Source organism: Shewanella frigidimarina NCIMB 400 (assembly GCF_000014705.1).
GTDB lineage: Bacteria > Pseudomonadota > Gammaproteobacteria > Enterobacterales > Shewanellaceae > Shewanella > Shewanella frigidimarina.
In genome coordinates this window covers 86307-111986 of sequence record NC_008345.1, presented here as the reverse complement: position 1 = coordinate 111986, position 25680 = coordinate 86307, and the positions used below count along the sequence as shown (strand labels likewise).

Below are 25680 nucleotides of genomic sequence, written 5' to 3'. Positions count from 1 at the left end.
AAATAACGCCGTATCACTCCACTAGTGCTGCGGCGTTTTTTGTGGGATGCGGTAAATCAATCCATAAATCTTGGTTTTGAAAAGGTGTTTGTGGCGGTAACAGTGGATTAGCTAAGTCAAAAATACGACTGTTGTTATATTTACTGAGCGGGAACATATCTCGAGTTGTTTCATGCTGCTCAATAAACACATGTAGCTGACCTGTCGTAATGAGTGCCTCTAAACCTTGAGTAATGCGTTGCGCTAAGCGCGGATGGTCATTACTAACAAAAAAATACATCGGTAATGGATAATGTAATATGAGTTTATCGTACACCATCAAGCTTTCGTTACCTTTCGTGTTCACCTCAGCATAAGCCTCATTTAAACCACGAGGAAAATAATCACAGCGCTGCTGTTTCAACATGCTGTAAATTAACTGGAAGGTAATCACCCGTTCAACTCGATAACCGTTATATTCTAAAATATCCGAATCTGGCCACTGTGCCCCTTGGCACGCGACTAATTGTTGCAGTTGCCTTGGCGTGTTTATCGCTTCAAATTCCGCGAATCTATCACGAACAATTACCGGTACTCTAGCACCCAATAAGCCACCAACCAGAGGAATTTTAATTGCATGGAACTTACGCTCACGCTCAACAGTGGTGCCAGCCCAAAAGACATCTAGCAAATCGGCTTTTAACATACTAAAACCACGAGACTGTGACAATGGGGTGTTGATAACAACAATATCAGCCGAGCCATAATCGTCAGCGGTTTGGGTTAATATTAGCTGTAACAAATCGTAATAATATTGGTAGGTGATATTTTCTGAAGATTGAACAGATTGAATGCGTACTTGTTGAGCGCCTAAAGGAAATGCAAAACAACAAATGATCAGCGCAACACTCATTAACAACTTAACCATTGTACTGCCACCATTCACCATTGTGATGCCATCATTCAGTTTAGTCGTAAAACAATTGCAGACCAACTTTTTCAATATAGAAAAATCATTAATATAGGCAACTTATCGTTCCGTTGGGTGGATTAACGCATGCTGTTCAATCAACAATAATTTTTGCTGCCTAGTATATTTTTTAACAGTAATCTCGCGTTTTGACGCTTCACTTCGATCAGCTAATGATTCTTGATAAACTAAGGTTAACGGGCCTTTACCTTTTAAATATTTAGCCGCTTTAGGACCACTGGCTTGATGCTCGGCAAAACGACGAGCAATATCGGTGGTGATACCCGTGTATAAATGTGAGTTTGCACAGCGAATAATGTACAAGTACCAACCCGTCTTGGCATTATTTTTCGACATAAAATATAAAACCTTAAGTGTGATCATAAAACTCTTGTGCCATCATGGCATACTAAGCACCATTAAAAAGCAAAGACCTATTTCAACCAAGATACAGTTGATAGTATTTTAGCGATTCATTAAGGAAGTTCTGATGTCCAGTAATCAAGATCCTTGCGCTCAACCAGCATTGCTTCATCCCGATCAAGCAATTGAGCAACTTTTAGCTCAAGTTGAAGCAACCCAAGATACCGAGCTAGTCACATTAACCCAAGCTATCGACAGAGTGCTCGCGGAAGATCTGGCATCGAGTATTGATTTACCCCCATTTGATAACTCGGCAATGGACGGTTATGCATTTCGTTTTACCGATTTAGCTGCATCACAGGATAAAACAACCCTTACCCTCGTGGGTAGTTCTTTTGCTGGCCACCCTTTCAAGGGTCATGTATTACCCAATAGCTGTATTCGTATAATGACTGGCGCCCCTGTACCAGTGGGTTTTGATACCGTGCAAATGCAAGAAAAAGTCCAAGCAAACGAAAATAAAATTACTATCGAGCATCCACATCGATTAGGCGCTAATGTACGCCTATGTGGTGAAGAACTGCTTGCTGGCACAAAAGTATTGCATAAAGGCATCACTATCCGCGCTGCAGAAATGGGTGTACTCGCCACTATTGGTATTAACCAGGTTAGAGTGACACGCAAATTAAAAGTCGCCTTCTTTTCTACTGGTGATGAGTTACGCCCAGTGGGAAGTGAACTGGCTCCTGGACAGATTTATGATTCTAACCGCTATTCAATCCAAGGCTTACTCAGTAAAAGCCATGTTGAATGGATTGATTTAGGCGTAATAGCCGACAATAAAGAAGCCATTCGAGGTGCATTTAAAGAAGCAGCCAGCAAGGCTGATATGGTATTAACATCCGGCGGCGTTTCTGTTGGTGAAGCTGACTTTACTAAACAAATTTTGTCTGAAGAAGGCCAAATTACCTTTTGGAAACTCGCTATTAAGCCAGGTAAACCATTCGCATTTGGTAAAATAGATAATGCGATTTTTTGCGGTTTACCCGGTAATCCCGTTTCTTCAATGGTAACGTTTTATAAACTCGTGTTACCCATTTTAAATAAAATGCAGGGACTTAAGCCTATTAAGCCGTTATTTTGCCAAGCAAAGTTGCTGACAGATATACGAAAACACCCTGGTAGAGTCGAATATCAACGCGGCATACTCAGTCGAAATGAAGCGGGCGAACTTGAAGTTGCGATTACTGGCGGCCAAGGTTCAGGTATGCTCACATCAATGAGTTTAGCTAATTGCTTTGTGATATTAGATCAATTCCAAGGCGACACACCAACAGGCACCCAAGTCACCGTAGAGCCTTTTAATAACGTGTTGTGTTAGGAATAGTATGGATTCACTTGATCAAGAGATACTCACTGATAATGAAATGCTGCGCTATAGCCGGCAGATCTCTATTAAGGCTATCGATATCGATGGCCAAGAAAAGCTCAAGCTTGCCAAAGTACTAATTATTGGTGCAGGCGGACTTGGCTGTGCAGCAAGTCAATACCTTGCCGTGGCTGGGGTTGGTGAAATCACCTTAGTTGATTTTGATACCGTAGAGCTGTCTAATTTGCAGCGCCAAGTATTGCACTATGACGCCAATATTGGCCAAGCAAAAGTTGAATCGGCTAAGCAATCGCTGATGCTGCTAAATCCATTAATTAACATCAATACCATTAATGCGTTATTAGATGATGATGAGATTAACGTGTTGGTGAGTCAACATAGCTTAATTCTGGATTGCACAGACAATATGTTAGTGCGTGAACAGCTTAATAAAAGCTGTTTTGAGCACCAAGTGCCTTTAGTTTCAGCCGCGGCTATTAGAATGGAAGGCACTGTTACAGTATTTGACTACCAACAAGACAGCCCTTGCTATCAATGCTTTAGTGCTTTATTTGGTGAACAACAGCTAACTTGTGTTGAAGCGGGCATTCTTGCGCCTGTGGTCGGCATGATTGGCTGCATTCAAGCAACAGAAGCAATAAAAGTCATCACGGCTATCGGCGAGCCATTAACCGGAAAATTGTTGATGATTGATGCGATGACCATGGAGTTTAGGCAAATGCGTTTACCTAAACAACCACATTGTAAAGTATGCGGTGTTAATCCGTAGATAAAATCATCTCTAGGGTCATCGCTATAGTGTTACAGTGCTGGCGAATGTGCAGCATCAGAGTCGCTTAATACGCTGTCAGCTACACTGGCTGATGGCGCTATAACCAATTGCGCTTGGGCAAGCTGCTCACGGTCTGCTTTGGCAATATATGGCGATTTATTGGCAGCATGAAGCTTAGCATTGGCTTTTTTTGCTTTAGCTTTAAGAGTTTGATTAATTTTCTTTTTACGATTCATATTGGTCACTTGATAGCATTTACACGAGGCAATTATAATCTCAAACTGATTAAAACCCTATAAATTCCAACTTATCAGTGACCAAACAATATCGATAGCATAGGGTGTTAAACATTATTCTTGTAACACTACCCACAAAGCATGAACAAGCCCTGGTACAAAAAAGAAAATACATAATAAGATATTTATTAATAAGTCTTTGCCCATGCCTTTTTTGAGTAAAACCGCCACTGGCGGCAGTAAAATCGCAATAATCACCAGTAATAATTTATTAGAATCCATTTGAGTTACCTTATTTAAGTTGATTAATTTCGCTATAGTTATTATAAAAACAGTATACGATACAATTTGTTAACTAGGACAATTAGCCTATTATTGTAGTTGCGATGTTGATATCACATTATGGAATAGTCTTTTTCACAATACTAATGAGTCATATGGAACATAACCAAAGTATTATTTTCGTTCAATTTTTTAGCTTAATAGCAGTAAGTTGCGCCATAGCTTGGACATTACTTGCCTGCCTATTACGTATTGCACCTAAAGCTAGTTGGTGTTTCGCCGCCACCAATATTTGTACACTTATCGGCATTATGCTTTATACCCAACGTACTGAAGCAATTAACTATTTATACTGGTTTGTGGCAGACATGACAATACTTGTGGGGTTTACTCTGGTGCGTTGGGGCAGCCAACATTTATTTAAGCAGCCTTTATCTTACCGATTCGATCTTATTTTGCTGGCAACCACGGCATTATTAATGCTGTTGGTTCCACCATCCCTGACCTACGCTGTCTACTTAGTTATTGTAATGAGTATTACCGCAGCAACGTTCATCACCCTTAGTGGTATTGATAATTTTCGGGCGGTAAAAAAACACTTACCGCTGCATTATGCCGCGTTGATTAACGTACCTTTTTTCACCATAGGCTTACTGTTTATCATACGCGCAGTTGTTTTATTACTTTTCCCCGACGAACTTGCCAACATTTCAGCTGCAGACAAGCTTAACTCATCGTTAGTGATGTGGAGCTACATCATATTACTGCTACTCACTAATCTAGTATTGTTTGGTAATGCGCTAACTCGCTTAGTCTACAAGGTCGCTCGATTAGCCAACAAAGATCAACTAACTGGCTTATGGAATAGGCACTCTTTATTAAACAAGCTCGAAGAAGTTGATGCCCTATGGCTTCGAAATGGGTTGGCGTATAGTTTAATGGTACTCGACTTAGACCACTTCAAACGCATTAATGATACTTACGGGCATTTAGCGGGTGATATGGTGCTCAAAAATACTGCTGACATATTACAAAAATCATTGAGGAAAATTGATTTCGTTTGTCGTTATGGTGGTGAGGAGTTTTTAATCATACTGCCATTAACCAATAAAAAAGAGGCTCAAATAGTGGCCGAAAAAGTACAACAAAAAATCAATGAAAATACTGTTTTATGGCAGAAGACCCATATCAATACCACTCTCAGCATTGGTTATGCTACCTGTAAAACTCACCTTAGTATTGAACAATTATTACAACTAGCTGACGACGCTATGTACCTTGCTAAAAGTAAAGGCCGCAATACAATTTGCTCAATGGATGCAATGGAAGATTCAATGGATTCAATGGAAGAATCAAATGCTGCGATAATAACAGAGCAATCGTAACGGCTATCCAGTCAGCTCTTTCACATTATGATTTTAGTCAATTAACCAATACCCTATTAGGGTAAGCGGGAGACAATTAGTCTTTATTCGGCCACGGCAAGTCATTCGGTGATTGCCATTGATTCATCATAAGTTGTTGGCATTCAGGTAACAAAAACTGCTTACCGAATTGAGGCAGTTGCTTAAAAGAATAATCCTGTTCTAAGTAGGTAAAATGCACACTATAAGCATGTAAATAACATCTATCGCTCAGCTCATCACCATATAGTTTATCACCTAAAATAGGCACGCCAATACTGGCTAAAGCCACTCTTAATTGATGGGTTTTACCGCTCAACGGTTTCAGTAAATACATCCGCATACCAGAGGCAATACTCTGACTAAAAAACTGTGTCACTGCAGGGTTTTCAGTGGTCCGCAGTAACTTATACATACTGCGACGTGACTTAGCCATGTCGCCGATAATCCAGCCTTGTTTCTTTTTAGGTTTACCACAAGCAATCGCCAAATAATATTTTTGTACTTTATGCTCAGTAAACATTTTGGTAAACACATTTGCAGCTTGAGGAGATTTCGCCACAATCAGCAACCCTGAAGTCGGTGTATCGAGTCGATGAACAGGGTAAAGCTTGCAACCTAAATCAGCCTCAGCCTGTGCAATCACCCCAGCACTTCCATCTTGACTGTGAAAATGAACATTCACGGACTTGCTGATGACAATAAAGTCTGGTTGATCACTGAGCACTTGATACATAGATTATCCAACAACGATTAAATGGGAGGCTTGTGGGGGGTTATTTAAAGTGAATACTCACGAGCAAACCAGGGTTATTATCATGGAGTGAAATAGTCGCTTTGTGACGCGATAGAATAGCCTTTACCATCGATAATCCTAAACCAGTACCTTTGTAATGGCGGCTAGGGTCTAAGCGCACTAAGCGATCGAATACCCGCTCTTTATCTTCGTCAATAATACCCGGTCCATTATCACTAATTTGAATGTGTTTACCGTGTTGAATAATATTAATCGTGGCACCATTAGGTGAATACTTTATCGCGTTATCCACTAGATTAAACAAAGCTTGGAACAACAAATACTTATCACCATTCACGTGAACATCATCTTCTAGACTAATACTCAATACTTGGTCGTGACTCTCGGCAATCACCTCTGCCATTTCGAATAAATCTTGGCAGATTTGCTGTAAACTCACCGGCTGCAAATCAAGCATTTGCTGACCTTCTTCGATGCGCGTTAACGATAACATCGCATCAAATGTTCCTAAACAGTGGTCTAACTCTTCAAGTAACTCAGCAGTGGCATCGGCAAGTTCAGCTGTAGGTTTTTGCGACAGCTGCTCAATACCAATGCGTAAATGCGATAGTGGCGTGCGTAAATCATGGGCAATGTTATCGGTCACACCGCGAACAGCACGTAAGTTTTGCTCTAAGGTGTCGAGCACTAAATTAAACTGCCGTGCCAACATATCAAATTCATCTTGGCTTTCACTGACTGGTAGACGGGTTTCATAGTGTCCGGCTTCAATTTGTTCACTCAAACGGTTATATTCGACCAGTCGTCTAAGGATCGCTTTTGAGAAAATATAGCCTAACGCTAACGTGAGTCCAAGCGTGAATGCCACGGCCCAAAATGCAGCGTTAATAAATTTCTCTATTAAGGCCGCGAGTTGATCTGTACGCGTAGCAATTAATACTGGCCCATAACGGGTGATAACTAAGCCACCAGTAAGAATATGCAGTTTATCTGGACCACCAGTAAAGATAGGGAAATCTTTCGTTTCAGGCAGTTGTGGCATATTTTCGGGTAAGAAAGTCAATGCGCCCACCATATCTACACTGTTGCGCCAGGCAATCAGTGCTGTTTTAGGATCGGCTGCACGAATTTGAGCCGCAAAGCTGCGACGGTTAACCGTTAATGCTAACTGTTGATAGCGCTGCATTTCTGCAGCTAGATGTTTATCTACTTGATTTTGTTGCTCAATCACTAACTGTCTATAGAGACTAAGCACCAACATAACAATGAGTATGGTTACTAGTGTCGAGAAGATCAGCGTGATCCGCCACGCACTACTTTGGTAAGGCTTAATGCCTTTTACAAAGGCGATATCCAGCCCCTCTAACGGTTTCAATTAACTCACCGTGACCAAGTTCTTCAAATTTGCGACGTAACTTGGCAATATGTACATCAATCACGTTGGTGCGAGGATCAAAATGGTAGTCCCACACTGCTTCAAATAATAATGTACGGCTAATCACTTGATTAGGATGTTCCATTAAGTATTTAAGCAATTGAAATTCTTTTGGTTGAAGCATTAACTCGCTATCGTCAAGGGTGACTTTACGAGTTAATAATTCCATTTTTAAACTGCCCACTTCAATTTCAGTGGCAGCGGGTTCAACCACGTTACGTTGCGCAAGTTTTTCAGCACGTACTAACAATTCAGCAAAGGCAAATGGCTTGGTCATGTAATCATCACCACCCGCACGTAAACCTTTTACACGCTCATCAACATGGCTTAATGCCGATAAAATAAGTACTGGTGTTTTATTACCACTGGTACGCAGAGCAGACAATAATGTTAAGCCGTCTAGCTTTGGTAACATGCGATCGAGGATCAGTAAATCATATTGGTTATGTTTAGCTAACGTGAGGCCTTCTTGGCCATCTGTCGCGCTATCAACTTGATATTTCTGAGCCGTAAATCCGTCGGCTACATACTTTAACGTAGTAGCATCATCTTCAACCAATAAAATACGCATAGTCATAGAGTCTTTAATCCCATTTGAGCAGAGGTAGTGGACGTAGAGTCTCAATATCGAAAGCAATAGTATTTCTACTATCTTGATTGAGTAATTTTAGTTCGAGATAACTAATCGATAAATCGTGGTCCAATTCCGCCTGTGTTAAATATCCTTGTTGGTTTTTAATCGCGAGGGTCACTAGTTCTGAAAACTTCATGTGCTTAGCTTGCAGCTTTTTTGCCGCATTAACTTGGCCAATATCATCAGAGGCATAAGCAGATGATTTTTCGGTTAATAATGTACCGTCTAAGGCTCGGTATTCGTATTTATTGATTCGGTGTGTCTCTACATTTATCATAGAAATCTTATACACCAGCAAACCTTCTTCAACATCAACATCAAAGTCACAAATGGTGCCTTTGTCTTGTTGCTCTAATTGTTCCATGACCGTTATTGGCTTTAAAAAGTCGCCATTGATCAATAAAGAGTGCATAGATGGAGTGGCCATCACGGCACAAGGAAGAAAGCATATTGCTAGCAGCAACCGAACCATCACAAGCCTCTATATAATTGAAAATTCTATCACACGACTACTCTACCTAAGAGCAGCCAAAGTCCCAAGAAATCTAAGATTAATAATTGATCATAAATACCATTTTTCAGTGAGATGGGTTGTCGTTGTACAATGTTTTTTAGAAATATAGGTTCTGGTAAACCTATACAAATCAGCCCAAATGGGATGGTTTTATATCAAATGCGCTTTTTAGATCGTTAAATGGCCTTATTCAAACATCAATCCCCGGTTTATTATCCAAAAATGACATTCTGAGCGATAAAAAGAATTATTTAACCTCAACACGGGTTAAGAAGCGGGATATTTAAGGGCAAAAATACAATATTCGCCTATTGTATTTCAAACTTGGTTATCCGAGTTCAGACTGTGCACTTAAAATATGAATTTGATCTGACTTAAGCGCAATAGTCGTTTGCACTCCTGGCGCTAAGGCTAACTTATGGACTAAATGTGTCGGCACATCTGCATTGATAATAGATCCAATGCCTACAACTGACGCTATCACTCGTGACGATTCACCCATCACCAACACAGACTCAATTAATACTTCTAATTTATTTAAGCTTTTACACAGACGACCGCTGCTAATGGCGTTAAAACGAATACCTTGGTTTGGAATAACCCAACGGATAGATTGGCCGACAGTTAATGCTGGTGCACTGTCGCTGACAATCAATTCATCACCCAGCGTAAACTGGGTCATATTACGTTCAATATCTTGCGATACAACTTGACCGTCAAAAATATTCCTCAAGCCCATTTGCCGTGCAACCGCTTCGTTATTGGGATGAGATAACACCTCAAATGGTTTGCCTTGTTGCAGCATTTGGCCCTGACTAATAAGTATCATCTTATCAGCCAATAGCAATGCCTCATGGATGTCATGCGTTACCATGACCACCGGGATAGACAATTGCTGTTTTAAGCGAGCTAACTCAATATACAAGCGTTCACGGGTTTCGCGGTCTACTGCAGAAAAGGGTTCATCTAACAGTAAGATAGCTGGCTCACGTGCCAGAGCACGGGCTAGCGCAACTCGTTGACGTTGTCCGCCAGACAATTGCGCGGGTAAACGATCAGGCAACCCATGTAAATTGACACGTTCTAACCAATCTAATGCTCGCTGCTTTCGTAATTCTTTTGGCACATGATCAAGCCCAGAAATAACATTGTCGAGTGCAGATAAATGTGGGAACAGACCGAAATGTTGTGGCATATAACCGATATGCCGCTGCTGGGGAGTTAACGAAATAGACTGCTTTGCATCAAACCATAATCTATCACCACAATGAATGTGGCCCCGTTGAGGTAAACTCAAACCGGCAATCATTCTCAGCAAAGTCGTTTTACCGCCACCAGAAGGGCCAACCACGGCTAGCACTTCACCAGCCCGACAACTGAAATGAGCTTCCAATGGAATAGGCAATGTTTGTGAAATATCACATATAAGGTCAGCGTTGTGTGGCACCACGATGCCCTCCTAAACGCTTCGACATACTGGTAGTGAGTGCTAACGCACTTACCGCAAACAACAATAATACCAAAGACATCATTCCTGCTGACTCAAAATCGAATGCCTGCACACTATCATAAATCGCTATTGAGATAGTTTTGGTTTCGCCGGCAATATTACCGCCCAGCATCAACACCACACCAAATTCGCCCAGCACATGGGAAAAACACAGTACAACGGCCGTTAAAACGCCAGGCCATATCATAGGCAATTCTATTCGAAAAAATATCCGTAATCGACTCATGCCACAACAAGCAGCGGCATCACGAATGTCGATCGGAATCGTTTCAAAAGCACGTTGAATGGGTTGAACTGCAAAGGGAATATTAACGATGATAGAAGCTATTACTAATCCTGAGAAATGAAACACCAATTGTTGTCCGGTTAATTGCTCAACCCATTGACCAATCATGCTCTGATTGCCTAACCCGACTAGCAGGTAATAACCAATGACTGTTGGCGGTAACACTAACGGCACCATGATCAAAGCTTCAAGCCATGATTTACCTTTAAATTGGCGATATGCCAACGCCCGCCCGACAATAATGGCCAACGGAATTAACAATACTACGGTAAAACAACTCAGTTTGACCGACAGCCACAGAGCTTGCCAATCCATTAATCAGCCTTCTTTACAGCAGGTTTGGGTAAATTAAACCCAAATTGAGTTAATACTTCCTGTGCATCTGTTGATTGCATGTATTGATAAAATCGCTCAGCAGTTTCAGATGCATTAGGCATTAATGCCATGCGTTGATTAAGCGGTTGATATAGCGAATCAGGAATAACCACATAGTTACCACGCTTGGTAAACTCAGGAGTGAGCACCAATGATAACGGCACAATACCACCTTGAGTCGATCCACTAATGGTAAATTGGGCAGCTTGTGAAGCATTTTCGCCTAAAATCAGTTTAGGCTGCAGTGCGTCCCACAAACCTTTCGTTTTAAGGACTTCACGCGCACGTTCGCCATAGGGAGCATGATCAGGATTTGCGATTGCAAAACGAGACACCTTTCCATCGGCGATTAATTGCGCTAATCCAACTAACTCAGGATCTAAAATTAACGGTGACTTCTTAGGTGCAGCAAGAGCAAGCCGACCGATGGCATAAACAACGCCATCATTTTGGGTAAAGCCCGCTTGATGTAACCGCTCAATATAATCTTCATCGGCACTGAGCATCATCTCAAACGGTGCACCATGCTGAATTTGGGTCACAAAATTACCCGAAGAACCATAACTGATCCGCAGAGCCAAACCCGTTTGCTGCTGAAAACGTATCGCTATCTCATCTACCGCAAATTTAATGTTAGCAGCCGCAGCAATGGCCGGAGCATCACTCGCGACACTAGCAGAACTAAACCCTACGGAACTAACAATGGCAAAGAATAATGCGATAGCACCAGCACGGAATCGAGGCCTAAAGGAATCTGCAAGCTGAGTAATGTTGGCGTTAATGAAAGACATTGAGGGTTTATCCTTGCTATGTACGAGACGATTACTTTTGCCACATTTTGGCTGCTTGCTGATCGCTATCACGCGCTTCAACCCACTTAGCGCCAGTATCACCAGCTTCAAGCTTCCAAAAAGGCGCTTTCGTTTTTAAAAAATCGATTAAAAACTCACATGCCGCGAAAGCTGCTTTGCGATGAGCGCTAGTCACACCAATAAACACAATTTGTTCACCAAGCGACAACCTACCAACTCGATGAATAATCGTCACTTTATTTAAAGGCCAACGTTCACAAGCCTGTTGACTAATCTGCAGTAATACCGATTCAGTCATACCAGGATAATGTTCTAGGGTTAAGTCAGTTACAGCACTACCATCGTTAAAGTCTCGTACTTTGCCAACAAAATTAACCACGGCACCGTCCTGCTTATCACAGGCAAGTAGGGCATATTCATCGGCGACACTAAAGTCTTCCGTATGGACTCGTACAACAATTTGGTTACTATGATGCTCCATGTTATCCCCCTGTGACTGGAGGGAAAAAGGCCACTTCATCGCCGTCATTTACCGGTGAATCCCACTGGCTCATGGTTTGATTAATCGCCACCAGCAATTTGTCTGATGCCAACACTTTGGCCCACTTATCATCAGTAGCGGCAAGCGCTGCACGTAATGCTTCAGCAGTATCAATATTATCGCCACTATGTTCGACTTTAGCGGTGCCTAATAACTCACGGATTTGCGCAAAAAATAACACTTGGATCATAGTGGTCTCTCAATGCATTTATTTATAAAATATACTGGGTGCACGTTAGCTCATAATGGGCGGATTAGGCTTTAAAATGGCCAGATTTCCCGCCACGTTTTTCAAGCAAACGAACTTGAGAAATAATCATGTCTTTTTGTACGGCTTTACACATGTCGTAAATGGTTAAGGCTGCCACAGAAGCTGCGGTTAGCGCTTCCATTTCAACACCGGTTTTACCCGACAACTTACACAAACTGGTAATGCGCACACGGTTATGCTCAGGCTGAGCTTCAAGCTCCACTTCCACCTTAGTCAACATCAAAGGATGACATAATGGGATCAAATCAGATGTTTTCTTTGCCGCTTGAATACCGGCAATACGTGCGGTAGCAAATACATCGCCTTTGTGATGGCTGCCATTCATGATCATGGCTAAGGTATCTGGCGCCATATCAATAAAGGCTTCAGCGCGGGCTTCGCGCTCGGTGACGGCTTTTTCAGTCACATCGACCATATGGGCATTGCCATCGGCGTTAATATGGGTAAAACAATTGCTCATGCTTTTTACTGCCTTAATCAAATTCAATGTCCATCGACTGAGCGTCACAAGTATTGCCGCGTCAGTCGGTTTAACTCAATGACGGCTTAACCACCAATAGAGGCGAGGTGTTGAGTCACACCTGTAATACCTTGATGTAAAAAGTGGGTTTCTTTTTTCTGCGCTAATTGACCGTGTAAGCGGCTAATTAATTCATCTCGCTGCGAAGGGTTTTGTATTAAATCGCGTAAATCGACGCCATTTTCAGTAAACAAACATAAATGCAATTTACCCTTTGCAGAGACTCGTAAGCGGTTACAGCTGGCACAGAAATTCTTTGCGTAAGGCATAATTAATCCAATACGACCTTGATAATCTGCATGGCTGAAGTTTTGCGCAGGACCATCATCAACACTTGGCAAGTCATATAACCAGCCTTCTCGCTCAAGTTGTTTTTTAATGTCTACACCCGCTAAATGATGTGCATTGAAGTAGTCGTGACCTAAGCCAGTTTCCATTAATTCAATAAAACGTAAATCAATAGGTGTGTTTTTAATCCACTGTAAAAAACGCGGTAAATCTTTGTCGTTTAAGCCTTTCAATAACACGGCATTGACTTTAACTCGCTCAAAACCCGCTTCAAGAGCCGCTTCAATGCCACGCATCACTTGGTCGAATTTATTTTCGCCAGTGATTTGGTAAAACATTTTAGGATCTAAGCTATCAACTGACACATTAATACGCCGTAAACCTGCGTCATACCATTCTTTGGCATGCTGCTGTAAACGATACCCATTGGTGGTCATCGCTACGGTATTAATATTAGGATTGTCGGCAACGATCCGCACAATATCTGTGAAATCCTTGCGTAAGGTGGGCTCGCCACCAGTGATACGAACTTTTTGTGTGCCTACTTCACCGAAACCGGCAACCAGATTTTCAATCTCGTTGAGCGTTAAGAAGGTAGGTTTACCATCTGGACGATATCCGTCGGGTAAACAATAAGTACATTTAAAATTGCAAACATCAGTAACTGACATCCGCAAATAGTGAAATCTTCGACCAAAGCTGTCTTGTAGTTGGGACATGTTAACCTTTCCAAGTGTGGGAGGTGAGTGCATTTCTTTACTCACCCCGGTGGCAAAATTACCACGGCTAACTGCCCATATCATTGACGTAGGGCAAAAAGCTCGGAGAACCGTCAGATCCAATTATAGGCCTAATTACCGCTATACAAATACCCCTTTAGGTGAATATCTTGGATCGAAAGACTATATCGTTGACTATTTGTGACTCGACTCACGCTAACAAGATTGTGTTTGCCACTGTGACAAACGTTCATTTTGCGGTAAGGTGAGTAAAGGATAAACGATCGTTTACTTATTTTAATCGTTATAAAAAACAATAAACCCGCAATGAACGGGAAACTTTGAAAGGTGAGAAGATGGAACGCGAGTCAATGGAGTTCGACGTAGTAATTGTCGGTGCTGGCCCTGCAGGTTTAGCGACCGCTTGTCGTTTAATGCAAATATCTAAAGATGCTGATAAAGAAATCACCGTTTGTGTGGTAGAAAAAGGCTCTGAAGTGGGTGCTCATATTTTGTCGGGTGCTGTATTCGAACCTGATGTACTGGACGAATTATTTAATGATTGGCGAGATTCAGACATCCCGCTAACCACTAAAGTCACTCATGACGAAATCTACCTGCTTAACTCAGAAACACAATCTCGCTTAATGCCCAACAGCTTAGTGCCTAAAACCATGCACAATGATGGTAACTACATCATTAGTGTGGGTAACTTAGCCCGCTGGTTAGCCAACAGAGCCGAAGCCATGGGCGTAGAGATTTTCCCTGGTTTTGCAGCCAGTGAATTACTGTTTAATGAAGACAACAGTGTTAAAGGTATTTTAATCGGTGATATGGGTGTTGGTGAAAATGGTCAACATAAAGACAGCTATATGCCGGGTATGGAATTACATGCCAAATACACCGTATTTTCAGAAGGCTGTCGTGGCCATCTAGGTAAACAACTGATCCAAAAATACCATTTAGACAATGGTAAAACACCACAACATTATGGCTTAGGCTTTAAAGAAATTTGGAAAATCCCTGCTGAACAACATCAGCAAGGTAAAGTGGTTCACACTGGTGGTTGGCCACTCGTGAATGGCTCATCTGGTGGTGGCTTCCTATATCATATGGAAGACAACCAAGTTGCTGTAGGGTTAATTATCGACTTAAATTATAAAAACCCTCACCTCAGCCCATTTGATGAATTTCAGCGCTATAAAACTCACCCTGTAATTGCCGCAACTTTAACGGGCGGAGAGCGATTATCTTATGGTGCACGAGCCATTGCCAAAGGTGGTTTAAACTCACTACCGAAAATGAGCTTCCCTGGCGGTTTAATTATTGGTTGTAATGCGGGCACACTTAACTTTGCTAAAATCAAAGGCACGCATACAGCTATTAAGAGCGGTATTATTGCGGCAAAAACCTTAGGTGAAGGCTTAATTGCCGGACTAGAAGGTGGCAAAGATCTTGACTGTTTCCAAGACCGTTTCGAAAAAAGCTGGCTTCATGAAGAGCTTTATAGCTCACGCAACTTTGGCCCGGCCATGCATAAGTTTGGTACGCTACTCGGTGGCGCCTTTAACTATATCGACCAAAATTGGTTTGGTGGTAAGTTTCCGGTGACCTTTAGAGACACCACTCCAGATTATGCCACGATGGGGCTAGCGAGCGATTACAATAAAATTGACTATCCTAAACCTGACGGCAAGTTGAGTTTTGATAAGTTATCGTCGGTATATCTGTCGAATACTTTTCATGAAGAAGATCAGCTGTGTCATTTACATCTAAAAGACCAAAGCATCCCAATATCGGTAAACTTAGTTAAATTTGATGAACCCGCGCAACGTTACTGTCCTGCCGGTGTTTATGAAGTGGTTGAAGAAGCCGGTGACAAAAAATTTGTGATTAATGGTCAAAATTGCATTCATTGTAAGACCTGTGACATTAAAGACCCAAGCCAAAACATTACCTGGGTCACACCAGAAGGCGGCGGCGGGCCAAACTATCCAAATATGTAAGCGAACCAATCGTTAAAATATTGGCACAGTCAATAAAACGCACTTAAATATAGGTGCGTTTTTTTTGTTTTATCGACTATCATTACCCACATAAAATCAAAACAACCTACACCAAAAGACTATTTTGCTGATTGAATCAACTTAACAGCAAAATAACTATCAATTTATTGCCATTGTGTCCGATATACCATAGAGATACTCCCAAGAGGCTGTTGTAGATGAATACACTTACCATTAAACAAAAAATATTACTGACCGTGACGGTTGCTGTATTGCTATCGACGATCTTAGTCGGATTATTAAGTCAACGAAGTGCAAAGCAAGTTGTTGAGCAGCGGATGCTAAACTCGGAAATGCCGAGCTTACTCATGCAAATTCGCAATGAAGTCGACCTCGAAATCCGTAGTTTAATCAATGCTTCGGAACAGTTAGCGAATAGCCGAATGTTGCTAGAATGGCTTCAAAATGGTCGCCCTGCTGACCAAGAAAACCTCGTTATCGCAGAACTTAATGACATGAAAAATCAATACGATTTAGTTCAAGCGTCTTACGCCGACAAAGAAACTGCGGCCTACTATACTCAGGATGGTTTTTTGCGAATATTAAATCCAGAGCAAGATGGCTGGTTTTTTGACTACCGCGATAGTAAAAAAGAGCGTTTGTTGACGGTTTATACCGAAGCCAATGGTGAAGTAAAACTTTTTATTAGTTACCAACAGCCCAATGGTCGTGGCATGGTTAGTCTAGCCAAATCGTTAGATGATATGGTTAATTTATTGGCTTCATTTAAAATTGAAGACAGCGGGTTTGTATATTTAGTTGATACTAAAGGTGAAGTCAAACTGCATCAAGATACGAACAAAATAGGTAAAAGCAAACTCAGCAACTTGTACCCTAATGCCAACACTAACCAATTGTTAAATAAAAGTAACTTTAATTTAGTCAAAGCCGATGTTAATGGCCAACACATGTTGATTGCCAGTAGCTACATTGAGTCGATGGATTGGTACTTGGTTGCTCAAGTACCTGAAGCAGAAGTATTTGCCCTGCTACAAAAATCGGCTTATCAGATCTTACTATGGACAATACTCATCGCGGCGGTATTTATTGCCATTTCGATTACTGTTGCTGGTTCGGTTAGTCGTCCTATTGCACATATTGCCGAATTATTTCGTAACATTGGTGAAGGTGAAGGTGATTTGCGCCAAAGACTACCGGTTAATGGTGATGACGAAATTGCCCAGCTCGCTCGTGGCTTTAATAGCTTCATCAGCAAAATCCAAGATACAGTAGCCGAAGTTGCTAAAACCAGTGAGCAGCTTGGTTTATCGGCACTTGATGTATCAAACCAATCCAATCAAACATTAGCTGATAGCCAGTTACAAAAAGACCGTACCATCATGGTTGTTACTGCTATTAACGAAATGGGCGCCACGGTTAACGAAATTGCTAGCAATGCAGCTCAAGCAGCTGTCACCGCTCGTGATGCCGATACTGAATCAGTGGATGGTCAAAAAGTCGTAACCCGTGCACGTTCGACTATCAATCAGTTGTCTAAAGACGTCGAGCAAGTCGGTGAAGTGATTGAGTCACTAGCGACGCACACTAAATCGATTGGCAGTATTTTAGATGTTATCCGTGCCATTTCAGAGCAAACAAACTTACTGGCACTTAACGCCGCGATTGAAGCTGCTCGTGCTGGAGAAGCGGGACGTGGCTTTGCTGTAGTTGCAGATGAAGTGCGTAACTTAGCCTCTCGAACTGCGGCGTCGACCAACGAAGTGCAAACTATGATTGATAAACTTCAATCAGAAACCAGTCGTGCTGTTAACGCTATGGAGCAATCTCGTAGCCGCTCACACGAAGGTGTTACAGCTGTCGATGAAGCAAGCCAGTCGCTAAGTGGTATTAGCGAACGTATTGCACTGATTAGCGATATGAACATTCAAGTGGCTGCTGCGACAGAAGAGCAATCTACTGTGGTTGAAGACATTAATCGTAATGTGACCGAAATCAACGATATTACTCAGCGAACAGCAGATACTGCTCACGCAGCTGCAAATGCGAGTAAATCATTGAATCAGTTAGCCAGTAGACTTGATATCTTAGTGGCTCGCTTTAAAGTGTAGTCCGTAGTTAACTCGCTTTAACAAAAACGCCACTCATTTGAGTGGCGTTTTTTATGGCCATTCTATTCGGCCATCACGACATGTTTATAGTGCGGGTTACTTAATAAACCGGATAGTAAGCGGGTATTGGTAAGCTATGCCATCGTTAGCTTTAACAATAGCGATAATAGTACAAATAATATCAAGCAATGCTAGAGCGGCTAATAGTATTACTCCCACACCAATCAAAATTAATATTGCAGATACCATGGCATATATCATTAAGCTCAATTTAAAATTAAGACAGTTCTTTCCGCATTGATTGGCAAACTCAAATTCATCACGCTTCATTAACCAGACAATTAAAGGGCCTAAAACACTTCCTAGCGGAAATACGTAACCGGTAAAACTGGCGGCATGGATCAATAACCCCGTATCTTTGGCTTGCTTGCTAACGTCGTCTATCGGTTCAGTCATTTGATATTCCTTATCATGTTATTTTTATCATATCGTTCTTATCATACTGGGAGGCATTAACTGGCGTTGCCATATAAGCGCATTGCCCAATCTTCTATACTTTGCAGATCTAGTCGGCGTTGTAATGAGTTAACCCAACTTTGCGCTAAGCCTTCGCACCCAAGCAATGTCTGATATTGTTCTGCATCAAATTCAGCTAAAAAATAAATCTGCATCGCTTTAGCCACACTGATATCCGATTTTCTCTCTAGCAGAAAAATACTGTCACTCGGACGAATGTCACCTTCAGACAGCACCCGATAAAACCAACCGCACATACGACTTTCTTGCATGGCTAAGGCAAATTTAGGATGGCCAAACTGTAAATTGAGCTTAAAACAAGGAGAACGAGGTTGAGTCACTTGTAATGTCACATCACCAATTTGAACGATGTCACCGATATTAACCTGTGCTTCATTAAGGCCAACGGTACTGATATTTTCACCCATTGAAGGGGCATCACAAAACGTAGACATTAAATCCCAGCGGCGATATTGACCATAATGCTCACGCGGAAAATGATGCAACACCCTATCGAGGCCGCCGTGATGTTTAGGGTCGGCCTCACGATTGCCGATTACGTGGTCAAATTGCACGGTCAACTGCTTAGCGGCATGTTTTTGGTTAATACAACTGGCAACACCGTTATGCATTTGCACTTGGTCGCCTAAATACAGCCCAGAAATACTCTTTACCAATCGCTTACTCATCCAGCATACCCTTGCTTAAGCATGATTATAGAGTGCCAATATACCCAATTTTCAGACAAAAAAAAGCCTTACTGGGGAAGAGTAAGGCTATAAATAAAATGGGAGATAATATAGCAAAAATAATAGCTGAGAATAGCCTGAACCATTAGACACTATAAAAGTTGTTTAGACGGGCTCATCATAAAGGCCAACAATGACACTAAAATGACAAAGTAATACTATTTGATTTATCCGCATACACTTAACAAATACACAATGTTCATCAGCAAACCATCGCTTAAGCCAACTTGGGTTTAGGCTAGATACTGTTTAAGTGCCTCACCAGGAATCGAGCTTTTTGTTGCTACCGCAAATGATGCCCACAACGCACCTTCATGCATCGCATCTGTAATAGGCATCTGCTCGCATAGGCCATGAATAACGCCTGCTGCATAAGCATCCCCTGCTCCCGTAGTATCGACCACATCGGCAATGACAGCTGGCACATGTTGTTCTCCAGCAGCGCTGTACACCATCGCCCCTTTGTCGCCGTCGGTCACAATAAAGTATTCTAATGCATTGCCAGCAATAGCCTGTGCAAATCGCCATGGATCCTGGTTGCAACGACCTTGCATATCAGTAATTGACGCAATCAACACATGACAAGGACGATTACGCTCATCCTTGGCTAATTGCGATATCACTTTGCAGTTAGGGTTGCTCACCATCGCATCAGCTGCCCAAGCACCAGCGCCTTTGGCTGAAGAGTTAATATAAAAAGCATCCCAATGTTGCCAGTCTGGTGGTGCAGGAAGTTCAAAAATAGGTCGCTGAGGTCGAATAATGGTTCGTTCACCATCAGGCGTCATCACCAGTAACATCTCACAAGTATTACCAACAAAACGATGTACTAAACGACAATCAAGCCCTAAGGTACTGGCTTTAGCTAAAATCCAGTCGCCGATGTCATCGCTACCGACTTCACTTACCAGTGAAACATTATGTTGAGCCCACACTAAACCTAATCCCGTGTTTGCGCCGCCGCCACCTAAACGCAATCCACCATCCTGATAATGAAATCGACCACCCGTTTGTAAGGGCTTATCAAGCATTAAAATGCGATCACAATTGATATTGGCAAGCAAAAGAATATTGGCCATGCAACTCACCTAAAAAACGTAGATAAAAAGAGCCTTGAGTATAACAAAAAGGCCGTGATAATCACGGCCTTTGCTAATCTAAACAAGATTACATATCAGTTGCGCCAAGTGGTTGTCGTAATTGGGCGCGCACATTGTCCATACCAGAGTAAAACTCCTTCATCATCAACAACCCCAACATTTTGCCATTATCGGTTACGATCAATTCGTCTGGATTAACCGGGTCATTTTTAAGGGCTCCCATGGCTTTCATTGAGGTCATTTCTTTAAACAACGCAGTGTCTAAATTAACGTTAAAAGTGTCACGGAAATATTTACGCGATAAACGCCCCGAAAACATTCCTAATAAAAAGCGATATTGCATCACTTCTTTTAATTGATATTTTTTCTGTTGCTCAACTGCCATACGACCTTCAGCAATACGTTGTTGGTATTTTTTCAGTGAAAATGTATTCACGTATAGGGTGTCATTTAAAAAACTAAACGAGCCAGAACCGACACCGAGATATTCATCATAATCAATAACATACTCATCAAAACCTTCATCATTGGTTTTACCAAACGCCCAAGCCGACAATTGTGTATATTGCCCCGTTAAGTGATTTAAAATCTGTCGATACTGATTCACCATGTCACCATGAGGTGCAGCTAACTGACCTTTGACGCTTTTACGGGTCTGGTGGGTAATCATCAATGGATACGTGGTAATTTGGCGAGGGTCGAGCTTAGAAGCCATTTCAAGATCCGACTGAATAATCTCATCCGTTTGACCACGGAAACCGAAAATGAGGTCGACATTGATGATCGGAAACAATTCTTTTGCCGCCATAATGCGGTCAAAGGTTTGTTGGCCAGAGCCAAACTTGTCTAAGCGATCGGTCATTTTTAAAATGCCATCGTCAAAGCTTTGTACCCCAATCGACATTCTGTCTACTAGGCCTTTTAATTGCTTAAATTCAGGGCTGGCTAAATGTTGTGGATCAGACTCACAAGACACTTCTTTAATGCCAGGAAACAGATTTTTTGCATGCTCGATGGTACGAGCTAACTCGTCTTCAAGCACAGTAGTCGTGCCGCCGCCAATGTACATAGACTCAAACTCATAGCCCAAATCTTTGGCCATTTGCATCTCTTTGCGCAGCGCGACAAAGTATTCGCGTGCTTTGTCTTCACGGAATAAAAAACGGTGAAAAGTACAAAACGAGCACAAGGTATGACAAAACGGAATGTGGGCATACAACATGTACTTTTTGCCTTCAACAGGTTTAGGCATACGGTCTGTAGAAATGGTGTCTAGACGTAAATTTTTATCAACATAATACTGCATCACCCGCTCCATAGAGCTGATCATCCAATTGGGGACGGTAATATTAGATTGATAAGGTTTAATCAACTCTTGGCTGGCTGATTGAATAATTGAAGACATAAAAAATCCTAACTGAATGAAGCCCTGAGAGCAAAACCATTGAATAACAAGCGCTAATAAAAGACGCATACCATAAGCAGAAAAACAAAATATCACTTTAGAGATAGCTAAAATGTGAGATAGCTAATAGATATGCAAACTAGCACGGTTATCATCGCTCATTTGTTAAGCAGATCATGTTTTAGACATTGCTGTTGAGCAATGATGGAAGGATTATCACGAGAATAAAACAATAATAAAGACAAATAGATAACACACAGCAAGCGACACGTACAACTAAAGTCAGATACGAACACAATAAACAGCATTGGAAATATTAACTAGCGTTTATTAAAGAGTCACGAGTATGACGCATCAACCAATTTAAATGAAATCATAAACAGAGCTTGCTGATTAGGGTACACAGTTTGAATAAGCTGTTTTAACTCGACCAATGGCAAGCTTTCTTGAGTAGCATGAAACTCGTTAATATCATCAAATGCTAATGGCTCAACAGCCAAAATAATGATATCGCACACCTTAATATGGTTTTCGAGCGTAAACACTTCAACCTGGCTGCCCGGCCGATAATGATTTTCGCTGGCATCACGAATGGTTATCGTCTTCAGCCCCGATGCAACTAGCGGCGTTAAAAACTCAAAAAAGGTAATTTTCGTAGGGGCAGTCATCAGTGGCAACCTTCATTAACACTATAAAGTGCCCATCAAGAGCACATTAGTTAAGCTCAAATTCGCATTATAATCTAGCGCACTCGCCAGGGCTTTGATCAAAGTAGCGTTTAAACTCACGGCTAAATTGAGCCGTACTTTCATAACCCACCTGAGTTGATACCTCTTTTACTTTTAGATTTTGCAGTTGTAATAACGCTTTGGCTTTATTGAGGCGAATCTTTTTTAAATATTGTATTGGTGATGAAGCAGTAACTTCTTTAAAGCTACGATGGAATGCCGATGGACTCATATTCACCAAGCTTGCTAATGTGTCAACTTCAACCGACTCACCATAATGCTTATGAATGTAGTTAAGCGCTTTTTCTACCCTCGATAAACGGGTATGACTTAACGACAACGCATAGAGTGGTGCAGCATCAGGTGAATCCAATAGGCGATATAATAATTCAAGCACTAACGCTTCACCCATTACTTTTGCTTCTAACGGCGACTGCAACGCCTGTAATAACCGAATAACACAGCAATCCATATCTTCAGTGTTATCAGCAACAAAAAAACCACTCTGGCGCGATTCGTTTAAATCTTTAGGGATTTGATGATGCTCATCCATTAAACGGATAATGTAATTGAGTTGTACTAAATCAATATCAACCATCAACACCAGCACAGGTTCTTCAATGCTGGCAAAGGTTTCACATTCTACTGGCAATGGCACGGTCATCACTAATGAGTGCTGACGGTCGTATTCAAAGGTTTGATTATCTAAATAGACCCGCTTTTTACCTTGGCCAACAATAAGCACGCCTTGTGAATAGCACATTGGCCCGCGCGCACCATATTGTGAGCTACGAAACACATGCACGCCAGATAAGTGAGTATCATTGACCCCTTCTTTTGGGGCAAGCTGTGCCATTAATGTTGCTATCTCATTCATACTCTTCCCCTCAGAAAAACCATGACACCGATACTACCAAAAAAGCAGTAAAAGGTATTAAAATTATCAATAATTAGTCATATAAACACAAAAAAGATAGGAATAGGCATGAACACGACAGTTCTGTGTATGTTTATTTTGACTCAAAGGGCTATCATAGCTACATGATTTATCGTTGCTGTTGTGTACAAATAATCTATATACACAATCAGCCACTTATTTGTTTCAATGCTAAACCAAAAGGCAACAATTATGCTTAATTTTGATTATCGTAACCCTACTCATGTTGTTTTCGGTAAAGACCGTATTGCAGAGTTAGACCAACTTGTCCCAGAAAATGCAAGAGTATTAATCACTTACGGTGGCGGCAGCGTACAACGTTTCGGCACACTAGATAAAGTTAAAGCAGCATTAGGTAACCGCACAGTATTTGAATTTGGCGGTATTGAAGCTAACCCTAAGTACGACACACTGATTAAAGCAGTTGAAGTTGCTCGTAAAGAAAATATCGACTTCTTACTCGCTGTTGGCGGTGGTTCAGTGATGGACGGCACCAAGTTTATTGCTCTAGCCACTCAGTTTGACGGCGACACGGCAAGCTTATTACATCACGGCTTTACACCTGTTCCAGTTGCTAATGACAAGGTTATTCCACTTGGCGTTATTGCGACCCTGCCGGCTACGGGTTCAGAAATGAACGCCTTTGCAGTCGTAAGCTATCAAGGTGGTAAGTTCCCAGTAAACCACCCATGTGCTTACCCAACATTTGCCATGCTTGACCCTGAATTGACCTTCAGCTTACCAAAAATCCAAGTCGCAAACGGTGTTGTCGATGCGTTTGTACATGTACTTGAGCAATATGCGACTTACCCAGTTGATGCCCGCGTACAAGACCGCATGGCAGAAGGTATTATGCGTACCCTCATTGAAATTGGCCCAATCACTGTTGAAGAGCCAACAAACTATGATGCCCGTGCCAACTTAATGTGGAGTGCTACATCTGCCTTAAATGGCATGATAGGCACAGGCGTGCCGTTAGATTGGTCTACTCACATGATTGGTCATGAACTAACCGCACTATTCCATATCGACCACGCACAAACGCTAGCCGTTGTATTGCCATCATTATGGCGCGTGTTGAAAGAGCAAAAACACGCTAAATTAGTGCAATACGCAGCACGTGTTTGGGATATCACTGAAGGTGATGAAGCGAGCCGTGTAGATCAAGCCATTGATAAAACAGAGGCTTTCTTCAAGCAAGTGGGTTTACCGGTACGTTTACGCGATCACGGTGTAACGCAAGAACAACTTGGCCTAGTAGTAGATGCTTTAGAAGCACATGGTATGACGGCATTATCTGAAAGCGGCAAAGTCGATTTAGCCACCAGCCGTAAGATTTTAGACATGGCGTGGTAATAGCTCTTATAACCCAAACGATGCACTTATTCATCGATTGGGCTTGAGTGACTATCTGATACTAAAAAAGGGCTTAACAATGGTTATCATTGTTAAGCCCTTTTTTGTTACCCAAAAATGAGCGGCGCACTAGCCCCTATACAAAAAATGAATGCCGTATTAAAGAGAGAAACGAAACCACGCAGCTCGGTTAACGATTAATGCGGCGTAACGTTTGAGAATAAATTCATCACAACGACACCGACTAAAATAAACGTCATACCCACCAGCGCACCTAAATCGAGTTTTTGCCCATACATCACCCAAGCGATAGCTGTAATTAACACAATGCCCAATCCAGCCCAAGTTGCATAAGCAATACCAACAGGAATACCTTTTAGCGCTAAGGATAAAAAATAAAACGACAACACGTAGCCCACAATAACTACAATTGAAGGCGTTAATTTTGAAAATCCATCACTGGCTTTAAGCGCTGAAGTGGCTACAACCTCAGTTAAAATTGCCACACTTAAAAATATCCAACTTTTCATTTTTACATTCTATAGAGACAAAACAGCCGCGAAGTATAAAGATTAAACAATATAAATACAGCCTTCGATTTTAGATCTGTTACTTAGCTATGCACATGGTCAATCGCTACTATCTCTTGTATTTACGTTGACTATCGGTTTATGTTGTTAATATGTTAACTGACATT

Annotated in this window: 27 protein-coding genes, 1 pseudogene and 1 riboswitch; of the genes and pseudogenes, 6 read left to right on the top strand and 22 right to left on the bottom strand. The window is 41.7% G+C overall.

The window, feature by feature from the left end; translation table 11 throughout:
- Positions 1 to 13 precede the first annotated feature (13 nt).
- Both SFRI_RS00510 and SFRI_RS00505 read right to left on the bottom strand, forming a co-directional pair.
- The gene (locus SFRI_RS00510) at positions 14 to 907 is read right to left on the bottom strand and encodes a transporter substrate-binding domain-containing protein (RefSeq protein WP_011635591.1); all 894 of its coding nucleotides are present in this window, start codon (positions 905 to 907) and stop codon (positions 14 to 16) included.
- Between the two features lie 102 nt (positions 908 to 1009).
- Positions 1010 to 1279 (bottom strand): annotated as a pseudogene (locus SFRI_RS00505) (GIY-YIG nuclease family protein); the annotation flags it as partial.
- Positions 1280 to 1439: 160 nt separating this feature from the next.
- Here SFRI_RS00505 and moeA point away from each other — a divergent pair.
- Positions 1440 to 2693: a molybdopterin molybdotransferase MoeA gene (moeA, locus tag SFRI_RS00500; RefSeq protein ID WP_011635589.1), complete on the top strand. Its 1254-nt coding sequence runs from the start codon at positions 1440 to 1442 to the stop codon at positions 2691 to 2693.
- A 7-nt stretch (positions 2694 to 2700) separates the two neighbouring features.
- A complete protein-coding gene (gene moeB, locus SFRI_RS00495; protein ID WP_011635588.1) occupies positions 2701 to 3471 on the top strand; it encodes a molybdopterin-synthase adenylyltransferase MoeB in 771 nt (256 codons plus the stop codon).
- Positions 3472 to 3503: 32 nt separating this feature from the next.
- Here the strand turns inward: moeB and SFRI_RS00490 are convergent, their stop codons facing one another.
- Together SFRI_RS00490 and SFRI_RS21140 are read right to left on the bottom strand one after the other, a co-directional pair.
- Positions 3504 to 3710, bottom strand: coding sequence for a DUF2986 domain-containing protein (locus SFRI_RS00490; protein WP_011635587.1), 207 nt, complete (start codon positions 3708 to 3710; stop codon positions 3504 to 3506).
- 114 nt (positions 3711 to 3824) lie between these two features.
- A complete protein-coding gene (locus tag SFRI_RS21140; RefSeq protein WP_011635586.1) occupies positions 3825 to 3992 on the bottom strand; it encodes a YqaE/Pmp3 family membrane protein in 168 nt (55 codons plus the stop codon).
- Between the two features lie 155 nt (positions 3993 to 4147).
- On the opposite strand from SFRI_RS21140, the gene SFRI_RS00480 reads away from it, so the two are divergent.
- Positions 4148 to 5377 carry a GGDEF domain-containing protein gene (locus tag SFRI_RS00480; protein WP_049763500.1) on the top strand — a complete coding sequence of 410 codons (1230 nt, stop codon included), beginning with the start codon at positions 4148 to 4150 and terminating at the stop codon, positions 5375 to 5377.
- 76 nt (positions 5378 to 5453) lie between these two features.
- Here SFRI_RS00480 and SFRI_RS00475 read toward each other — a convergent pair whose 3' ends face one another.
- The 11 genes from SFRI_RS00475 to moaA all read right to left on the bottom strand — a co-directional run bounded on the left by SFRI_RS00475 (position 5454) and on the right by moaA (position 14057).
- Positions 5454 to 6131, bottom strand: coding sequence for a TIGR01621 family pseudouridine synthase (locus SFRI_RS00475; protein ID WP_011635584.1), 678 nt, complete (start codon positions 6129 to 6131; stop codon positions 5454 to 5456).
- 40 nt (positions 6132 to 6171) lie between these two features.
- Complete coding sequence (locus SFRI_RS00470) at positions 6172 to 7413, bottom strand: sensor histidine kinase (RefSeq protein ID WP_011635583.1); 1242 nt, start codon at positions 7411 to 7413, stop codon at positions 6172 to 6174.
- Positions 7414 to 7480: 67 nt separating this feature from the next.
- On the bottom strand, positions 7481 to 8158 hold the full coding sequence (locus SFRI_RS00465; protein ID WP_041413271.1) for a response regulator transcription factor: 678 nt from the start codon (positions 8156 to 8158) through the stop codon (positions 7481 to 7483).
- A gap of 13 nt (positions 8159 to 8171) precedes the next feature.
- Positions 8172 to 8648, bottom strand: coding sequence for a hypothetical protein (locus SFRI_RS00460; RefSeq protein WP_102036526.1), 477 nt, complete (start codon positions 8646 to 8648; stop codon positions 8172 to 8174).
- 415 nt (positions 8649 to 9063) lie between these two features.
- Positions 9064 to 10185 (bottom strand): ABC transporter ATP-binding protein, encoded by a 1122-nt coding sequence (locus SFRI_RS00455; RefSeq protein ID WP_011635580.1) that lies wholly within the window; start codon positions 10183 to 10185, stop codon positions 9064 to 9066.
- Positions 10166 to 10846, bottom strand: coding sequence for a molybdate ABC transporter permease subunit (modB, locus tag SFRI_RS00450; RefSeq protein WP_011635579.1), 681 nt, complete (start codon positions 10844 to 10846; stop codon positions 10166 to 10168). The genes SFRI_RS00455 and modB overlap by 20 nt, the downstream gene beginning before the upstream one ends.
- Complete coding sequence (gene modA / locus SFRI_RS00445; protein WP_011635578.1) at positions 10846 to 11697, bottom strand: molybdate ABC transporter substrate-binding protein; 852 nt, start codon at positions 11695 to 11697, stop codon at positions 10846 to 10848. The genes modB and modA overlap by 1 nt, the downstream gene beginning before the upstream one ends.
- A gap of 31 nt (positions 11698 to 11728) precedes the next feature.
- Positions 11729 to 12199 carry a molybdopterin synthase catalytic subunit MoaE gene (moaE, locus tag SFRI_RS00440; RefSeq protein ID WP_011635577.1) on the bottom strand — a complete coding sequence of 157 codons (471 nt, stop codon included), beginning with the start codon at positions 12197 to 12199 and terminating at the stop codon, positions 11729 to 11731.
- Position 12200: 1 nt separating this feature from the next.
- Positions 12201 to 12449, bottom strand: coding sequence for a molybdopterin synthase sulfur carrier subunit (moaD, locus tag SFRI_RS00435; protein WP_011635576.1), 249 nt, complete (start codon positions 12447 to 12449; stop codon positions 12201 to 12203).
- 64 nt (positions 12450 to 12513) lie between these two features.
- Positions 12514 to 12990 (bottom strand): cyclic pyranopterin monophosphate synthase MoaC, encoded by a 477-nt coding sequence (moaC, locus tag SFRI_RS00430; protein ID WP_011635575.1) that lies wholly within the window; start codon positions 12988 to 12990, stop codon positions 12514 to 12516.
- An 86-nt stretch (positions 12991 to 13076) separates the two neighbouring features.
- Positions 13077 to 14057 (bottom strand): GTP 3',8-cyclase MoaA, encoded by a 981-nt coding sequence (moaA, locus tag SFRI_RS00425; protein ID WP_041413268.1) that lies wholly within the window; start codon positions 14055 to 14057, stop codon positions 13077 to 13079.
- Positions 14045 to 14177: riboswitch (molybdenum cofactor riboswitch) on the bottom strand. (Overlaps the previous gene by 13 nt.)
- Positions 14178 to 14413: 236 nt before the next feature.
- On the opposite strand from moaA, the gene SFRI_RS00420 reads away from it, so the two are divergent.
- Both SFRI_RS00420 and SFRI_RS00415 read left to right on the top strand, forming a co-directional pair.
- A complete protein-coding gene (locus SFRI_RS00420) occupies positions 14414 to 16063 on the top strand; it encodes an electron transfer flavoprotein-ubiquinone oxidoreductase (protein ID WP_011635573.1) in 1650 nt (549 codons plus the stop codon).
- A gap of 218 nt (positions 16064 to 16281) precedes the next feature.
- On the top strand, positions 16282 to 18192 hold the full coding sequence (locus tag SFRI_RS00415) for a methyl-accepting chemotaxis protein (protein ID WP_011635572.1): 1911 nt from the start codon (positions 16282 to 16284) through the stop codon (positions 18190 to 18192).
- 96 nt (positions 18193 to 18288) lie between these two features.
- Here the strand turns inward: SFRI_RS00415 and SFRI_RS00410 are convergent, their stop codons facing one another.
- From SFRI_RS00410 to SFRI_RS00385, 6 genes are all read right to left on the bottom strand, one after another.
- On the bottom strand, positions 18289 to 18648 hold the full coding sequence (locus tag SFRI_RS00410; RefSeq protein WP_011635571.1) for a DUF4870 domain-containing protein: 360 nt from the start codon (positions 18646 to 18648) through the stop codon (positions 18289 to 18291).
- A gap of 56 nt (positions 18649 to 18704) precedes the next feature.
- Positions 18705 to 19397, bottom strand: a complete 693-nt coding sequence (locus SFRI_RS00405; protein WP_011635570.1) for an MOSC domain-containing protein — start codon at positions 19395 to 19397, stop codon at positions 18705 to 18707.
- A gap of 293 nt (positions 19398 to 19690) precedes the next feature.
- Positions 19691 to 20536 (bottom strand): PfkB family carbohydrate kinase, encoded by an 846-nt coding sequence (locus tag SFRI_RS00400; protein WP_011635569.1) that lies wholly within the window; start codon positions 20534 to 20536, stop codon positions 19691 to 19693.
- Positions 20537 to 20624: 88 nt separating this feature from the next.
- Positions 20625 to 21962, bottom strand: a complete 1338-nt coding sequence (locus SFRI_RS00395; RefSeq protein ID WP_011635568.1) for a coproporphyrinogen III oxidase family protein — start codon at positions 21960 to 21962, stop codon at positions 20625 to 20627.
- Between the two features lie 338 nt (positions 21963 to 22300).
- A complete protein-coding gene (yqfB, locus tag SFRI_RS00390) occupies positions 22301 to 22630 on the bottom strand; it encodes a N(4)-acetylcytidine aminohydrolase (protein ID WP_011635567.1) in 330 nt (109 codons plus the stop codon).
- A gap of 67 nt (positions 22631 to 22697) precedes the next feature.
- On the bottom strand, positions 22698 to 23567 hold the full coding sequence (locus SFRI_RS00385; protein ID WP_011635566.1) for an AraC family transcriptional regulator: 870 nt from the start codon (positions 23565 to 23567) through the stop codon (positions 22698 to 22700).
- Positions 23568 to 23819: 252 nt separating this feature from the next.
- Between SFRI_RS00385 and SFRI_RS00380 the strand changes: the two genes are divergently transcribed.
- On the top strand, positions 23820 to 24983 hold the full coding sequence (locus tag SFRI_RS00380; protein ID WP_041412689.1) for an iron-containing alcohol dehydrogenase: 1164 nt from the start codon (positions 23820 to 23822) through the stop codon (positions 24981 to 24983).
- A gap of 197 nt (positions 24984 to 25180) precedes the next feature.
- On the opposite strand, the gene SFRI_RS00375 is transcribed toward SFRI_RS00380, so the two are convergent.
- Positions 25181 to 25513 carry a DMT family transporter gene (locus tag SFRI_RS00375; RefSeq protein ID WP_011635564.1) on the bottom strand — a complete coding sequence of 111 codons (333 nt, stop codon included), beginning with the start codon at positions 25511 to 25513 and terminating at the stop codon, positions 25181 to 25183.
- Positions 25514 to 25680: the final 167 nt, after the last annotated feature.

Excerpts from the sequence above, each read along its gene's own strand:
- SFRI_RS00510 (WP_011635591.1), bottom strand. The coding sequence starts at position 907 with ATGGTTAAGTTGTTAATGAGTGTTGCGCTGATCATTTGTTGTTTTGCA.
- moeA (WP_011635589.1), top strand. The coding sequence starts at position 1,440 with ATGTCCAGTAATCAAGATCCTTGCGCTCAACCAGCATTGCTTCATCCC.
- moeB (WP_011635588.1), top strand. The coding sequence starts at position 2,701 with ATGGATTCACTTGATCAAGAGATACTCACTGATAATGAAATGCTGCGC.
- SFRI_RS00490 (WP_011635587.1), bottom strand. The coding sequence starts at position 3,710 with ATGAATCGTAAAAAGAAAATTAATCAAACTCTTAAAGCTAAAGCAAAA.
- SFRI_RS21140 (WP_011635586.1), bottom strand. The coding sequence starts at position 3,992 with ATGGATTCTAATAAATTATTACTGGTGATTATTGCGATTTTACTGCCG.
- SFRI_RS00480 (WP_049763500.1), top strand. The coding sequence starts at position 4,148 with ATGGAACATAACCAAAGTATTATTTTCGTTCAATTTTTTAGCTTAATA.
- SFRI_RS00475 (WP_011635584.1), bottom strand. The coding sequence starts at position 6,131 with ATGTATCAAGTGCTCAGTGATCAACCAGACTTTATTGTCATCAGCAAG.
- SFRI_RS00470 (WP_011635583.1), bottom strand. The coding sequence starts at position 7,413 with ATGTTGGTGCTTAGTCTCTATAGACAGTTAGTGATTGAGCAACAAAAT.
- SFRI_RS00465 (WP_041413271.1), bottom strand. The coding sequence starts at position 8,158 with ATGCGTATTTTATTGGTTGAAGATGATGCTACTACGTTAAAGTATGTA.
- SFRI_RS00460 (WP_102036526.1), bottom strand. The coding sequence starts at position 8,648 with ATGGCCACTCCATCTATGCACTCTTTATTGATCAATGGCGACTTTTTA.
- modB (WP_011635579.1), bottom strand. The coding sequence starts at position 10,846 with ATGGATTGGCAAGCTCTGTGGCTGTCGGTCAAACTGAGTTGTTTTACC.
- modA (WP_011635578.1), bottom strand. The coding sequence starts at position 11,697 with ATGTCTTTCATTAACGCCAACATTACTCAGCTTGCAGATTCCTTTAGG.
- moaE (WP_011635577.1), bottom strand. The coding sequence starts at position 12,199 with ATGGAGCATCATAGTAACCAAATTGTTGTACGAGTCCATACGGAAGAC.
- moaD (WP_011635576.1), bottom strand. The coding sequence starts at position 12,449 with ATGATCCAAGTGTTATTTTTTGCGCAAATCCGTGAGTTATTAGGCACC.
- moaC (WP_011635575.1), bottom strand. The coding sequence starts at position 12,990 with ATGAGCAATTGTTTTACCCATATTAACGCCGATGGCAATGCCCATATG.
- moaA (WP_041413268.1), bottom strand. The coding sequence starts at position 14,057 with ATGTCCCAACTACAAGACAGCTTTGGTCGAAGATTTCACTATTTGCGG.
- SFRI_RS00420 (WP_011635573.1), top strand. The coding sequence starts at position 14,414 with ATGGAACGCGAGTCAATGGAGTTCGACGTAGTAATTGTCGGTGCTGGC.
- SFRI_RS00415 (WP_011635572.1), top strand. The coding sequence starts at position 16,282 with ATGAATACACTTACCATTAAACAAAAAATATTACTGACCGTGACGGTT.
- SFRI_RS00410 (WP_011635571.1), bottom strand. The coding sequence starts at position 18,648 with ATGACTGAACCGATAGACGACGTTAGCAAGCAAGCCAAAGATACGGGG.
- SFRI_RS00405 (WP_011635570.1), bottom strand. The coding sequence starts at position 19,397 with ATGAGTAAGCGATTGGTAAAGAGTATTTCTGGGCTGTATTTAGGCGAC.
- SFRI_RS00400 (WP_011635569.1), bottom strand. The coding sequence starts at position 20,536 with ATGGCCAATATTCTTTTGCTTGCCAATATCAATTGTGATCGCATTTTA.
- SFRI_RS00395 (WP_011635568.1), bottom strand. The coding sequence starts at position 21,962 with ATGTCTTCAATTATTCAATCAGCCAGCCAAGAGTTGATTAAACCTTAT.
- yqfB (WP_011635567.1), bottom strand. The coding sequence starts at position 22,630 with ATGACTGCCCCTACGAAAATTACCTTTTTTGAGTTTTTAACGCCGCTA.
- SFRI_RS00385 (WP_011635566.1), bottom strand. The coding sequence starts at position 23,567 with ATGAATGAGATAGCAACATTAATGGCACAGCTTGCCCCAAAAGAAGGG.
- SFRI_RS00380 (WP_041412689.1), top strand. The coding sequence starts at position 23,820 with ATGCTTAATTTTGATTATCGTAACCCTACTCATGTTGTTTTCGGTAAA.
- SFRI_RS00375 (WP_011635564.1), bottom strand. The coding sequence starts at position 25,513 with ATGAAAAGTTGGATATTTTTAAGTGTGGCAATTTTAACTGAGGTTGTA.